This window comes from Pseudomonas sp. ICMP 3272 (genome assembly GCF_001466905.1).
Lineage (GTDB): Bacteria > Pseudomonadota > Gammaproteobacteria > Pseudomonadales > Pseudomonadaceae > Aquipseudomonas > Aquipseudomonas amygdali.
This window is the reverse complement of sequence record NZ_LKEK01000043.1, coordinates 1-13622: the sequence shown is the minus strand read 5'-3', so window position 1 is coordinate 13622 and position 13622 is coordinate 1. Positions and strand designations below refer to the sequence as shown.

Genomic DNA, 13622 nt, shown 5'->3' with positions numbered 1-13622 from the left:
TACAACAATCCTGGCTCAAGCCGATCATCGTCTCAGGCAGGAATAATAATGAAAACCCTTGTCGATCATCTCAGCCAATACGCTGCGTATCACCGTGATTCACGCAATATCGTGACGCACTTCGTGGGCATTCCGCTGATTGTACTCGGCGTGGCGGTACTTCTGTCGCGTCCGGGCTGGGCTATAAGCGGCTTGTGGGTTTCGCCCGCGGCCCTGCTGGCTCTGGGTTCGACGATTTTCTATCTGCGGCTGGATCGCGCACTGGGCGTGGTCATGGCAGTGCTGCTGGCACTGTGCATCTGGGCCGGGGCCAACCTTGCGCAACAGGCAACCATGGTCTGGCTGAGCGCGGGCGTCGGGCTCTTTGTGATCGGCTGGATAATCCAGTTCATCGGCCATTACTACGAAGGGCGCAAACCGGCGTTTATCGATGACGTGACCGGCCTGATCATCGGCCCGCTGTTCGTGATCGCGGAGCTGGCGTTCCTGATGGGCCTGCGCAAACCGCTGCAACACGCCATCGAAGAACGCTCCGGCCCGGTGGGGCGCAATAGCCGCAAGGCTGCGATTTAGCGACCGTTAACGATCAGTCTCCGCGCCTTAGCTCGTCAGTCCGCTGGTCCCGCTGGTGTTGTGCAGCCCGGCCAGCAGCAGCCGCTGATACAACTCTTCGCGCAAGCCCTGAGGCTGGTCGAGTTGCATTCGTTGCAAGTGCTCCGGGAAGGCTTCGGGGTCGGGAGCGTCCAGAGTGGCCTTGCCCAACTCGAGGATTTCGGTGAGCTTGAGCTTGCTCTTCAGCCAGTTCAACGCACGCATCAGGTCGCGCTCTTCGCCCGTAAAATCGCACCCCAGCGGGTATTCAGTAAACAGCGACGGATAGCGCGATGCCGTGTCCTTGAGGCGTTCCGGGGTGTTCTCTGTGAAGCGTGGATCAAGGCGGAAGTCCCTGGGCAGCTTCCCGGCCTTTTGCGCCTGCTCGATCAAGCCGGGTTGAAACCGCGAGTCAGTGATGTTGAGGATGCGCTCGATCACCGTGGCGTCGGTCTGACCGCGCAGATCGGCAATGCCGTATTCGGTCACGACAATATCGCGCAGGTGCCGGGGGATCGTGGTGTGGCCGTACTGCCAGACGATATTGGAGCTGACCTCGCCACCGGACTCACGCCAGCTACGCAGCATCAGGATCGAACGAGCGCCCTCCAGGGCATGAGCCTGCGCCACGAAGTTGTATTGGCCACCCACACCGCTGAGCACTCGGCCATCTTCCAGCTGATCGGCCACGGCTGCGCCCATCAGGGTGACGGTGAACGCACTGTTGATGAAGCGCGCATCGCGGCGTTGCAGGCGTTTGAGTTCTTCCTGACCGTAAAGCTCGTTGATATAGCTGATGGCAGTCATGTTGAACTGCGCCAGTCGCTCGGCGGGCAGCTCGCGCAAGCGCTCGTAGAAACTGCTCGGGCCAAGGAAAAAGCCTCCGTGCACCACCACGCCATCGGGATGGGCGTCTTCATCCAGCGTGCCCAGATTGGCCAGCCGCTGCAGCTCTGCGTCGGCATACACCTTGCGGCGCACGATGCCGGCATCGGCCAGTACCAGCAGACCGTTGACGAACATTTCGCTGCAACCGTAAAGGCCGCTGGCGAACGGCTGAACGCCGCCTTCGCGGTCGATCAGGGTCTGCCAGTTACTCATGTTCAACTCGGCCAGCAGGCTGCGCCAGGTTTCGTTGTCGGCTTGCCTGGCCAGCAGTGCGCCGGTCAGCGCATCGCCCATCGAGCCGATACCGATCTGTAGCGTGCCGCCGTCACGCACCAGTGTGCTGGCATGCAGGCCGATCAAATGGTCTTGATAACCCACCGGCATGTTCGGGGTGGAAAACAGCGTGCTGCGCTCATCTTCGTCAATCAGCAGATCAAAGGCGTCGACATCCAGCTCCGAGTCGCCCGGCATGTAAGGCAGGTCGGCGTGGACCTGGCCCAGCATGAGGATGGTTTCTCCGGCGGCGCGGCGTTTGGCGATCATGGGCAGCAGGTCGAGGGTCACGTCCGGGTTGCAACTCAGGCTCAGCTTGCCCGGGTGCTGATCGTCACGGGCCACCAGTTGCGCGACCAGATTCAGGCCGTTGGCATTGATATCGCGGGCGGCATGACTGTAATTGCTGCTGACGTAGTCTTGCTGGGCTGACTCGCTGTTCAACAGGCTGCCCGGCTGCATGAAGAATTGCTGCACGCGAATGTTGTGTGGAAGTTTGTCGCGGCGCAACGCGGCCAGAAAATCCAGTTCCGGATAGTCACCAAAGACCCGCTCCAGAAACGGTTCCAGAAACCGCGCCTGCAAACCCTCTCCCGGCGTTGGCCGCCCGAGTGTCAGCGCGGTGTAGATCGTCAGTCGTCGCTCGGGCAACTGGCTGATGCGCTGGTACAGCGCGTTGACGAACCGATTGGGCTTGCCCAGCCCGAGCGGCATGCCGAGGTGAATATGCTCGGGCAACTGCGCCAGAACGTGATCGACAGCGTGCTCGATGGAACAGGAATACGGCATCCCAGCTCTCCTGAATTGTTATTGGTGCAGCTTGGACCGGTGGCAATGTGAAATTGCTGCATGCTCGCCACGCAACTCTCGTTCCCACGCTCCAGCGTGGTAACGAGACAGCGCTTACTTCAGACCCGACATGCTCTGGATGGCGCTCTTGAGTTCGTCGTTTGTGCAATCGCCGCAGGTGCCTTTCGGCGGCATGATTCCCAGGCCTTTGATGGTGCTGGCCAGCAGGCCGTCAAGGCCGCCTTTTTGTCTGGCACGCTCTTCCCACGCGGCCGTATCACCGGTTTTCGGCGCATTGAGCAGGCCGACGCTGTGACAGGCAACGCAATGGGCGGCGATGATGTCGTCAGGGGCTCGGGCGGTATCGGCGGCTTGCACATTGAACGCCCACAACGTCAGAACGCCTGCGGTGCTCAGAATCTTCCGGGTCAGCTTCACGCGTTACTCACTGCAAAGAGGGCGGGTCAGAAATTGGCTGGCGTTGCCGCACTGATCAATCGTGCCGGTACGTCGAACGGGTTGCGGAAGCGATGCGGCCGGGTGCTTTCAAAATAATAGCTGTCACCGGCCTCCAGCACGTAGGTGTCGAGACCCACCACCAGCTCCAGTCGCCCCTCGACGAGAATTCCGGTTTCTTCACCGTCGTGGACGAGCATTTCTTCACCGGTATCGGCACCCGGCGGGTAGGTTTCGGTAAGAAAGGCGATGGCACGGCCCTGGTGCGACTTGCCGACCAGCTTCATGGTCACGGCACCGTCCGAGATATCAATCAACTCGCTGGCCTTGTACACCACCTGCGCTGCGTTTTCCGGAACGGTTTCTTCCGAGAAAAACTCGACCATGGACATGGGAATGCCGCCGAGCACCTTGCGCAGCGAGCTGATCGAAGGGCTTACGCTGTTTTTCTCGATCATGGAGATGGTGCTGTTGGTCACGCCTGCGCGCTTGGCGAGTTCACGCTGGGACAGGCCCTTGAGCTTGCGGATCGATTGCAGTCGTTCACCCACGTCCAATGCGATATTCCCCCAGGTTTTGTCAGGTCTAGTCGAGATGAACGCCATCATGGCAACAGCGTTCAATATTTACAACACTTCGACAGACACCAGACATACAGCGGCCTGACGGACAGGGGCTCGATCAGTCTTCGGAATAGATACGAGGAACGCGACGCAGATTGCAGAAGATTTCGTAGGGAATCGTTTCTGCCCGCGTGGCCACTTCACTGGCGAGCACGTGCTTGCCCCATAACTCGACCCGGCTGCCAAGCCCGGCCTGCGGTACGCCGGTCAAGTCTACGCAAAGCATGTCCATGGACACTCGCCCGAGCAGCCGGGAGGGCTGACCGTCGATCTGCACAGGCGTGCCGGTCGGCGCATGACGCGGGTAGCCGTCGGCGTACCCCATCGCCACCACACCAATACGCAATGGCTGGTCACAGACAAACGTCGCGCCATAGCCCACAGCTTCACCGGCAGGCAGTTCACGCACGCTGATGATCTTCGATTCCAGGGTCATGACCGGTTGCAGGCGGTCCGCCAGCGGGTGCGCCTGACCAAACGGCGTGGCACCGTAGAGCATGATGCCGGGGCGCGACCAGTCGCTTGGAATATGCGGCCAGCCCAGAACGGCCGGGGAGTTTTTCAGGCTGGTTTCTGCAACCAGGCCTTTGCGAAAGCTCTCGAATACAGCGAACTGTTCATCACTGCATCCACTGTTCAGTTCATCGGCGCGGGCGAAGTGGCTCATCAGGACGATTCTGGCTACTTTGCCGGTTACCAGCAGGCGCTGATAGGCGGCCTGATATTCATGCGGGTACAGACCGACGCGGTGCATGCCGGTGTCAATCTTGAGCCAGACCGTTAAAGGTTTGGCGAGCTGCGCCTGCTCGATGGCCTCCAGTTGCCAGGTCGAATGCACGACCGTCCAGAAGTTGTGCTCGACAATCAGCGCCAGTTCATCGGCTTCGAAAAAACCTTCAAGCAGCAGAACAGGTGCGCGGATGCCTGCCGCGCGTAGCTCGAGCGCTTCTTCGATGCAGGCCACTGCGAAACCGTCGGCCTGGGCTTCCAGTGCCTGGGCAACACGTACCGCACCGTGACCATAGGCATCGGCCTTGATCACCGCGAGCGCTTTGCCGCCGCTGTTTTCACGAGCCAGTTGGTAGTTGTGACGCAGTGCCTGAAGATCAATAAAGGCGCGGGCTGGACGCATGATGACGTTTCTTGCCTGAAGGGTGAAAAGGGTCAGAAAAGCCCGACGCAGAGATGCGTCGGGCACAACAGTATGAAGGCAGCAGACTCAAGGCAGCGCGGCGACAACCGACAGCTCGACAAGGATTTCCGGCTCGCACAGCTTGGCCTCGACGGTTGCACGCGCAGGCGCGAAACCCTTGGGCAGCCATTTGTCCCAGACGCTGTTCATGCCGGCAAAATGAGCATCGATGTCTTTCAGATAGATCGTGACCGACAGAATGCGAGTCTTGTCAGTGCCGGCCAGGTCGAGCAGGCGCTCGATACTGTTCAGGACCTCGCGGGTCTGTTGCTCGACACCTGCAGTCATGTCATCGCCGACCTGGCCCGACAGATAGACGGTGCCGTTGTGGACAACGACCTGACTCATGCGCTCATTGGTGAGCTGGCGCTGGATTGACATGCTGTGCATTCTCCTGAGTGTTGCCGTAACGAGAGATATCGAGGCCTTCGGCACTGATACGGGGTGTCTTGCGGGCAATGAGGTCTGCCAGCAAACGACCGGAACCACACGCCATCGTCCAGCCCAATGTGCCATGGCCGGTATTGAGGAACAGGTTACGGAACGGTGTTGCACCCACAATCGGTGTGCCATCGGGAGTGGTCGGACGCAACCCGGTCCAGAAACTGGCCTGGGTCAGGTCGCCACCCTGAGGATAGAGGTCACCGACGATCATCTCCAGTGTTTCGCGTCGACGTGGGTTGAGCGACAGGTCAAAACCGGCTATTTCCGCCATGCCGCCGACCCGGATCCGGTTGTCGAAGCGGGTGATGGCGACCTTGTAGGTTTCATCGAGAATGGTCGAGGTCGGAGCCATGGCCGGGTCAGTGATCGGCACCGTCAGCGAATAGCCCTTCAGCGGGTAAACCGGAGCCTTGATACCCAGCGGTTTGAGCAGTTGCGGAGAATAGCTGCCCAGCGCCAGCACGTAGCGGTCGGCTGTTTCCAGCTTGCCGTCGATCCACACACCATTGATGCGGTCGCCAGCGTGGTCGAGGCGCTCGATGTTCTGTCCGTAGCGGAACTCGACACCCAGCTCGACGGCCATTTCTGCAAGGCGCGTGGTGAACAACTGGCAATCGCCGGTCTGGTCATTGGGCAAGCGCAGTGCACCGCTGAGAATACCGGTCACACCGGCCAGCGCGGGCTCGACACGGGCGATGCCGTCGCGATCCAGCAGTTCGTACGGAACACCGGACTGCTCGAGCACGGCAATATCCTTGGCGGCGTTGTCCAGTTGCGCCTGAGTGCGGAACAACTGGGTAGTGCCCAGGCTGCGCCCTTCGTAGGCAATGCCGGTTTCCAGGCGCAGCTCATCAAGGCAATCGCGGCTGTACTCGGACAGGCGCACCATGCGCTCTTTGTTCACGGCATAGCGGCTGGCGGTGCAGTTGCGCAGCATCTGCGCCATCCACAGGTATTGATCGATATCTGCCGTGGCCTTGATCGCCAATGGTGCGTGGCGCTGCAGCAACCATTTGATCGCCTTCAGCGGAACACCCGGCGCGGCCCATGGCGAGGCATAGCCTGGCGAGACCTGCCCGGCATTGGCAAAGCTGGTCTCCATGGCGGCGGCTGGCTGGCGATCTACCACGGTCACTTGAAAACCGGCACGCGCCAGATAATAAGCACTGGTTGTACCAATTACACCACTTCCAAGGACCAGAACGCGCATGTAGATGACCTCATCGCGGATATCCGCTGACGTTTTGAAGTTTTAAGCAAGAATGTGCGCAGTATATTGAGCAATGGGCAGTGCTTCTCACTGTATAAACATCTATATTTGGCGTTTATTCCCGGTGATAAACGCTTTGGTAGAGGGGAAATAACCCATGCGCACTCAACACCAGTCAAATCGTGAACTGGACAAGATCGACCGCAATATCCTGCGCATCCTCCAGGCAGATGGGCGTATCTCGTTTACTGAACTGGGCGAGCGCGTCGGCCTCTCGACCACTCCCTGTACCGAGCGGGTTCGCAGGCTGGAACGCGAAGGGATCATCATGGGCTACAACGCCCGTCTGAACCCGCAAAGCCTGAAGGCCAGCCTGCTGGTGTTTGTGGAAATCAGTCTGGACTACAAGTCCGGCGATACCTTCGAGGAGTTCCGCCGTGCCGTGTTGAAGCTTCCGCATGTGCTGGAGTGCCACTTGGTATCAGGCGACTTCGACTATCTGGTCAAGGCGCGCATTTCCGAGATGGCGTCCTACCGCAAACTGCTGGGCGATATCCTGCTCAAACTGCCGCACGTGCGCGAGTCCAAGAGCTATATCGTGATGGAAGAAGTGAAAGAGAGCCTGAACCTGCCGATTGCCGACTGATTGCGCTAGACCAGCACTTGTCGGGTGGAAGCCATATATTCGTGTATCTGCTTCTCAACCCGCGGGTGAATCAGTTCGACCGGGCGACGGCCATTCGGGCATGGCAGGCTTTCGGTGGTGCCGAACAGACGGCAGATCAACGGGCGTTCGTCATACACGGTGCAGCCCTGTGGGCCAAGGTGCACGCAATTGAGCTCATTGAGCGCGGCGTCCTGTTCGGCGGCAGTCTTGCGCGGCAGACGCGACATTTCTTCGGGCGACGTGGTAACCGGGCCGCAGCAGTCGTGGCAGCCTGGCACACACTCGAACGAGGGAATCTGGCGGCGCAGATCACTTATTTTCTGACGGTTGCAGCTCATTGAATCAACCATTCCTACACAATGCGCTGAGTTTGCCCCAGTTGGCAGGCTCATGACAGCGGCTTATCCTCCCCACACGCAAACCGCCACCAACAGGACCCGCTCATGAACGCCCGCGTTCAGCACCCGACTCTTCACGACGACCAGCATGTTGCCTCCTACTACGCCGCCAGCAGCCATCCGCAACCGGATCACCCTGCGCTGCAAGGCGAGGTGAAGGTTGATGTGTGCGTGGTGGGCGGCGGATTCTCCGGCCTCAACACTGCCATCGAGCTGGCCGAGCGCGGGCTGAGTGTCGCGCTGCTTGAGGCACGCCGAATTGGCTGGGGCGCCAGCGGACGCAATGGCGGCCAGCTGATTCGCGGGGTCGGTCACGGCGTCGAGCAGTTCGCCAATGTTATCGGCAGCGAAGGTGTGCGCCAGCTCAAGCTGCTGGGCATTGAGGCGGTCGAGATCGTGCGTCAGCGCATCGAACGGCATGCTATCGATTGCGACCTGAAATGGGGTTATTGCGACCTGGCCAACAAGCCGCGCGACTTGCACAGCCTGGCCGAAGATGCCGATGAATTGCGCAGCCTGGGCTACCGCCATGAGCTTAAGTTGCTGCAAGCCGATCAGATGCGCAGTGTCGTGGGCTCCGACCGTTATGTCGGCGGTTTGATCGACATGGGGTCCGGGCATCTGCACCCGTTGAATCTGGCTTTGGGAGAAGCTGCCGTAGCGCAGTCACTGGGCGTTCGGCTGTTCGAACATTCTGCGGTGACGAGAATCGACTACGGCCCGCAGGTCAAGGTGCATACGGCCCAGGGGACGGTGCTGGCGAAAACGCTGGTACTGGGCTGCAACGCTTACCTCAACGACCTGAATCCGGAAATAAGCGGCAAGGTATTGCCCGCTGGCAGTTACATCATCGCGACCGAGCCCTTGAGCGAGGCTCAGGCCCGGGAAGTGTTGCCTCAGGACATGGCGGTCTGTGATCAGCGCGTGGCAGTGGATTACTACCGACTGTCAGCGGATCGCCGTTTGCTGTTCGGGGGCGCCTGCCATTACTCGGGGCGTGACCCTCAAGACATCGCCGCGTACATGCGACCGAAGATGCTCGATGTGTTTGCGCAACTGGAAGGCGTGGCCATCGATTACCAGTGGGGCGGAATGATCGGCATCGGTGCCAATCGCCTGCCGCAAATTGGCCGGCTCAAGCAGCACCCCAACGTGTTTTATGCTCAGGCCTACTCCGGCCATGGCCTGAACGCAACACACCTTGCGGGCCGCTTGCTGGCCGAAGCCATCGCCGGGCAACACAGCGATGGCTTCGAGTTATTCGCCAAAGTGCCACACGTGACCTTTCCGGGCGGCAAGCACTTGCGCTCGCCGTTGCTGGCACTGGGCATGCTCTGGCACCGGCTCAAAGAGCTGCGCTGAAAGGCTCAGGGCCTCCAGAACGGTTTCATCGCTTCGACCCGCGCCTGCTGGAAATCCAGCCCGATGTCGCGCAACTGATCGTCCGTCAGCTCCAGCAAGGTGCGGCGAGAGGCCCAGCGGTGACGATACAGCGCCCAACGACCCATGCCCGCCAACAGATCGACCTTGTTTGAGCGGACCGTTCTGACCGCAGTTGGCCGATAGTCATTCAATTCCTGGCTGTGAAGCGCAAGGCGTACATCGCTGAACCCGTTCATTTCCGATTCCCTCATCCTGGGTGGGTGTGGGTCTATGATGAAACGAACGGCCAGACCATTACAGATTCAAAAACAGGTTATATTTTCCATACAGATGAGGCGAAAACAGCACTGAATGCTATATTTTTGCCCAATCTGTATTGCTATACCACGCTCACCAGCCTGAGAGTACGTCATGACGCTTTACGTCAACCTCGCCGAACTGCTCGGCTCGCGGATCGAAAACGGCTTCTACCGCCCCGGCGACCGCCTGCCATCGGTGCGTGCGTTAAGTGTCGAACATGGCGTCAGCCTGAGCACCGTGCAGCAAGCGTATCGGGTGCTGGAGGACAACGGCCTGGCAGCGCCGAAACCCAAATCCGGCTATTTCGTATCGGTCAGTCGAGCGGCACCTGCGCTGCCTGCTGTCGGGCGACCGGTCCAGCGGCCTGTGGATATCTCTCAATGGGATCAGGTGCTGGACCTGATTCGGGTGGCACCTCTCGAAGCGGTCACGCAACTGGGGCGCGGCATGCCCGATGTCACCAGCCCTACCCTGAAACCGTTGATGCGCGCGCTGAGTCAGCTGAGTCGTCACCAAGACATGCCGGGGCTGTATTACGACAACATCTACGGCGTTCGCAGGCTGCGTGAGCAAATCGCCCGACTGATGCTCGACTCGGGCTGCAACCTGACCGCCAATGACCTGATCGTCACCAATGGCTGCCATGAAGCGCTGTCAGCGAGTGTCCGGGCCATCTGCTCGCCGGGTGACATCGTTGCAGTGGACTCGCCCAGCTTCTTCGGTGCCATGCAGACGCTAAAGGGCGTGGGCATGAAAGCCCTGGAAATCCCCACAGACCCATTGACCGGCATCAGCCTCGAGGCGTTGGAACTGGCCCTTGAGCAATGGCCGATCAAGGTCATTCAGCTGACGCCCAATTGCAACAACCCGCTGGGTTACGTCATGCCCGAAGCCCGCAAACGTGCGTTGCTGACGCTGGCGCAACGTTTCGATGTGGCGATCATCGAGGACGATGTGTATGGCGATCTTGCTTACAACTACCCTCGCCCGCGCACCATCAAATCCTTCGATGAAGACGGTCGTGTCCTGCTGTGCAGCTCGTTTTCCAAGACCCTGGCACCCGGCCTGCGGATTGGCTGGGTAGCGCCGGGGCGGTATCTGGAGCAGGTGCTGCACATGAAATACATCGGCACCGGCTCGACTGCACCGCAGCCACAGTTGGCCATCGCCGACTTCATCGAAGGCGGCCATTACGAGCCGCATGTGCGGCGCATGAGAACCCAATACCAGCGCAGTCGCGACCAGATGATCGACTGGGTGATGCGCTACTTTCCCGAAGGCACCCGCGCCAGCCGCCCGCAAGGCGGTTTCATGCTGTGGGTGGAACTGGCCGAAGACTTCGACACGTTGCGTCTGAACCGCGCCCTGCTGAGCAAGGGTGTACAGATCGCGGTGGGCAGTATTTTTTCCGCCTCGGGCAAGTACCGTAACTGCATGCGCATGAACTTCGCGTCCAAACCGAGCCGCGAAATCGAGAACGCTGTGCGTACCGTGGGCGAGACAATTGCACTACTGAATGCGCAAACTGACTGACACAGGCAAATCTTTCCCGGTTTTTTGGGTCATAACGCCAAGTCGAGCCATGTACAGACGCGGAAGATCAATTTGAATAACTCATGGGCCTTGCCCTTTTGCCTGCTGGTTGCACTGTGCGTCAGCGGTTGCGCGCACCAGCAAATTGCCAGCGAGCCAAGCCAGGCCATGCCGCCCTCGAGTTCTGCTTTCGGCCGCTCTATTCAAGCCATGGCGATGCCCCACGACGGGCGTTCCGGCTTTCGCCTGCTGCCCGACAGCAGTGATGCATTCAAGGCGCGCGCCGAACTGATCCGTAACGCCAAAAGCAGCCTCGACCTGCAGTATTACATCGTCCATGACGGCCTGAGCACGCGCGCTCTGATCGACGAACTGCTCAAAGCGGCAGACCGTGGCGTGCGGGTGCGCATCCTGCTGGACGACACCACCAGCGACGGGCTGGATCAGGCCATCGCCACTCTCGCCGCGCACCCGAACATTCAGATTCGCCTGTTCAACCCGCAAAATCTGGGGCGCGAGACCGGCATCACGCGCAGCCTTGGGCGCTTGATGAACCTGTCGCGTCAGCACCGGCGCATGCACAACAAGCTGTGGCTGGCCGACAGCAGTGTGGCCATCGTTGGCGGGCGCAATCTGGGCGATGAATACTTCGACGCCGAACCGAACCTGAACTTCACCGATATCGACATGCTCAGCGTGGGGCCGGTCGCCGAACAGCTCGGCCACAGCTTCGATCAATACTGGAACAGCACGCTCAGCAAGCCCATCGATGCGTTCATGTACTTCCTGCCCGACGGTGAGGATCTGGCCCAGGCCCGGCAGCGGCTGGACGATTCGCTGGAGCAGGCGCATCAGCAACACAAGGCCCTGTATGAGCGATTGATGGCCTACAAGACTCAGCCACGCATGAAGACCTGGCTCAACGAGCTGGTCTGGGCGCACAGCCAGGCATTGTGGGACGCGCCGACCAAGGTACTGGCGCAGGGTGATCCGGATCCGCACCTGCTGCTGACCACGCAACTGGCCCCCGAGCTGCTGAACACTCGCAAGGAACTGATGCTGATTTCGGCTTACTTTGTGCCGGGTCAGGAAGGTTTGCTGTACCTGACCGGCCGTGCCGATGCCGGCGTCAACGTCAGCCTGTTGACCAATTCACTGGAAGCCACCGACGTGCCTGCCGTGCATGGCGGTTATGCGCCTTACCGCAAGGCGCTGCTGGAGCATGGCGTGAAGCTGTTCGAACTGCGCCGCCAGCCTGGCGATACCGAAACCATGCGCGGCAGCGGCCCGCATTTGTTCAAGAAAAGCAGCTCGTTGGCCAGTTCGGAATCAAGCCTGCACAGCAAGGCGATGATCTTCGATCGGCAGAAAGTATTTGTCGGCTCATTCAATTTCGATCCGCGTTCTGTGCTGTGGAACACCGAAGTCGGCGTGCTGGTCGACAGTCCGCAACTGGCCGAAGAGCTGCGCGAACTGACGCTTCAGGGTATGGCTCCCTCGCTCACTTACCAGGCGAAGCTGGAGGATGGCAAAGTGGTGTGGGTGACCGAAGACAATGGCCAGATCCACACGCTGCATACCGAACCCGGTGACTGGTGGCGGCGTTTCAACGCGTGGATGAGCCGTGCCATCGGCCTGGAAAGAATGCTTTAGGCGGGCGCAGCCTGGGCAACCCCGAACGCTCCGCGTCGCCGGATCAGAATCAGCAGGCCAAAGGCACCTGCCGCCATCAGCAGCGGCAAGGCCTCACCGCTGACCCATTGGCTGCCCGCGCCTGCTATCAGGGGCCCGATCAGGCACCCGATGCCCCACAGTTGAGCGACATGCGCATTGGCACGGACCAGTGAATCATCGCGGTAACGCTCGCCGATCAGGATCAGCGACAGGGTAAACAGCCCGCCAGCACTGGCGCCGAACACTGTCCAGAGCGGCCAGATCAGAACGGTATCGATCAGTAACGGCACCAGCAGACTGGACGCCAGCAACAAGGCGGCGCATCCGGTAAACATTGCGCGGCGCGAGATGCGATCAGCGAGCATACCGATCGGCAGCTGCAGTAACGCGTCACCTATCACCACCACACTGACCATGATCAGGGCGATTTCCGGGGTGAACCCGTGGCGTATGCAGTAGAGCGGCAGCAGCGTGAGGATCAAGGCTTCGAATGCAGCGAATAGCGCCACCGCCCAGGCGATAGCGGGCATGCCGCGACAGAAGCCCGCCAGATCAGTGAAGGTCACGTTGCAGGATTCGGTCGATGGTGCCCCCGTGCGACCCAGCAGCAGGAACGGGGAGCCGACCAGTAGCAGCACGCCAATCCAGAAGCCGTAGTCGGCCTGAGTACCGATAACACCCAGTAACAGCGGGCCAGCCAGTTGGCTTAAGGCATAAGTGCTACCATACAGCGCGACCAGCCGCCCGCGCAGACGCTCGATCACCAGTTGGTTGATCCAGCTTTCACCCAACACGAAGACGATGGTCAGAATAACCCCGAGCGCCAGGCGCAAGACCAGCCAGACCCCGTAATACGGCAGCAACGCCAGTGCGCCGACCGAAACGGCGCCGCCCCACAGGCACAGGCGCATCAGGTTGGCGGTACCGAAGCGCGCCGCCAGACGACTGGCCAGCGCCGCACCCACCAGCACGCCCACCGCAGGCATCGCCGCCATGATGCCAATGGCAAACGAGCCGTAGCCCCAGCCTGCCAGACGCAATGAAACCAGCGGCATGCTGACGCCCATTGCCAACCCGACGCCCAGTACGGACGCCAGCACGGCAAAATAAGTACCCCAACGCATTTTCAAGCTCCTGCCCGCCCTCACTGCACAATCAAAACCGGACGCAGAGCGTCCAGAACGGCATGCGACGCGGAGCG

At 60.3% G+C, this 13622-nt stretch carries 14 protein-coding genes; 5 read left to right on the top strand and 9 right to left on the bottom strand.

Going from position 1 to position 13622, the window contains the following annotated elements; translation table 11 throughout:
• The first annotated feature begins 48 nt into the window (after positions 1 to 48).
• Positions 49 to 573: an Mpo1 family 2-hydroxy fatty acid dioxygenase gene (locus AO068_RS09345; protein WP_058402738.1), complete on the top strand. Its 525-nt coding sequence runs from the start codon at positions 49 to 51 to the stop codon at positions 571 to 573.
• 27 nt (positions 574 to 600) lie between these two features.
• On the opposite strand, the gene AO068_RS09340 is transcribed toward AO068_RS09345, so the two are convergent.
• The 6 genes from AO068_RS09340 to dadA form a co-directional block, all read right to left on the bottom strand.
• On the bottom strand, positions 601 to 2541 hold the full coding sequence (locus AO068_RS09340; protein WP_058408221.1) for an acetyl-CoA hydrolase/transferase C-terminal domain-containing protein: 1941 nt from the start codon (positions 2539 to 2541) through the stop codon (positions 601 to 603).
• A gap of 114 nt (positions 2542 to 2655) precedes the next feature.
• A complete protein-coding gene (locus AO068_RS09335; protein WP_058402736.1) occupies positions 2656 to 2979 on the bottom strand; it encodes a c-type cytochrome in 324 nt (107 codons plus the stop codon).
• Between the two features lie 26 nt (positions 2980 to 3005).
• The gene (locus AO068_RS09330; protein WP_004655316.1) at positions 3006 to 3554 is read right to left on the bottom strand and encodes a cupin domain-containing protein; all 549 of its coding nucleotides are present in this window, start codon (positions 3552 to 3554) and stop codon (positions 3006 to 3008) included.
• Positions 3555 to 3678: 124 nt separating this feature from the next.
• Entirely contained in the window at positions 3679 to 4752 is a 1074-nt protein-coding gene (alr, locus tag AO068_RS09325; protein WP_058402735.1) for an alanine racemase, read from the bottom strand.
• An 87-nt stretch (positions 4753 to 4839) separates the two neighbouring features.
• Positions 4840 to 5193 carry a RidA family protein gene (locus AO068_RS09320; RefSeq protein ID WP_058402734.1) on the bottom strand — a complete coding sequence of 118 codons (354 nt, stop codon included), beginning with the start codon at positions 5191 to 5193 and terminating at the stop codon, positions 4840 to 4842.
• Entirely contained in the window at positions 5165 to 6466 is a 1302-nt protein-coding gene (gene dadA / locus AO068_RS09315; protein WP_005744838.1) for a D-amino acid dehydrogenase, read from the bottom strand. Before dadA ends, AO068_RS09320 begins: the two co-directional genes overlap by 29 nt.
• A 157-nt stretch (positions 6467 to 6623) precedes the next feature.
• Between dadA and AO068_RS09310 the strand changes: the two genes are divergently transcribed.
• Entirely contained in the window at positions 6624 to 7112 is a 489-nt protein-coding gene (locus AO068_RS09310) for an Lrp/AsnC ligand binding domain-containing protein (RefSeq protein WP_004655323.1), read from the top strand.
• A 5-nt stretch (positions 7113 to 7117) separates the two neighbouring features.
• Here the strand turns inward: AO068_RS09310 and AO068_RS09305 are convergent, their stop codons facing one another.
• On the bottom strand, positions 7118 to 7471 hold the full coding sequence (locus tag AO068_RS09305) for a YkgJ family cysteine cluster protein (RefSeq protein ID WP_058402733.1): 354 nt from the start codon (positions 7469 to 7471) through the stop codon (positions 7118 to 7120).
• Positions 7472 to 7576: 105 nt separating this feature from the next.
• Here AO068_RS09305 and AO068_RS09300 point away from each other — a divergent pair, with 105 nt between their 5' ends.
• The gene (locus AO068_RS09300) at positions 7577 to 8893 is read left to right on the top strand and encodes an NAD(P)/FAD-dependent oxidoreductase (protein WP_058408220.1); all 1317 of its coding nucleotides are present in this window, start codon (positions 7577 to 7579) and stop codon (positions 8891 to 8893) included.
• A 5-nt stretch (positions 8894 to 8898) separates the two neighbouring features.
• On the opposite strand, the gene AO068_RS09295 is transcribed toward AO068_RS09300, so the two are convergent.
• Positions 8899 to 9150, bottom strand: a complete 252-nt coding sequence (locus AO068_RS09295) for a DUF1127 domain-containing protein (protein WP_058408219.1) — start codon at positions 9148 to 9150, stop codon at positions 8899 to 8901.
• A gap of 175 nt (positions 9151 to 9325) precedes the next feature.
• Between AO068_RS09295 and AO068_RS09290 the strand changes: the two genes are divergently transcribed.
• Positions 9326 to 10747 carry an aminotransferase-like domain-containing protein gene (locus tag AO068_RS09290; protein ID WP_058408218.1) on the top strand — a complete coding sequence of 474 codons (1422 nt, stop codon included), beginning with the start codon at positions 9326 to 9328 and terminating at the stop codon, positions 10745 to 10747.
• A gap of 72 nt (positions 10748 to 10819) precedes the next feature.
• The gene (locus AO068_RS09285; protein WP_058408217.1) at positions 10820 to 12400 is read left to right on the top strand and encodes a phospholipase D family protein; all 1581 of its coding nucleotides are present in this window, start codon (positions 10820 to 10822) and stop codon (positions 12398 to 12400) included.
• Here AO068_RS09285 and AO068_RS09280 read toward each other — a convergent pair.
• Entirely contained in the window at positions 12397 to 13545 is a 1149-nt protein-coding gene (locus tag AO068_RS09280; RefSeq protein ID WP_058402730.1) for an MFS transporter, read from the bottom strand. The genes AO068_RS09285 and AO068_RS09280 overlap by 4 nt on opposite strands.
• Positions 13546 to 13622 lie beyond the last annotated feature (77 nt).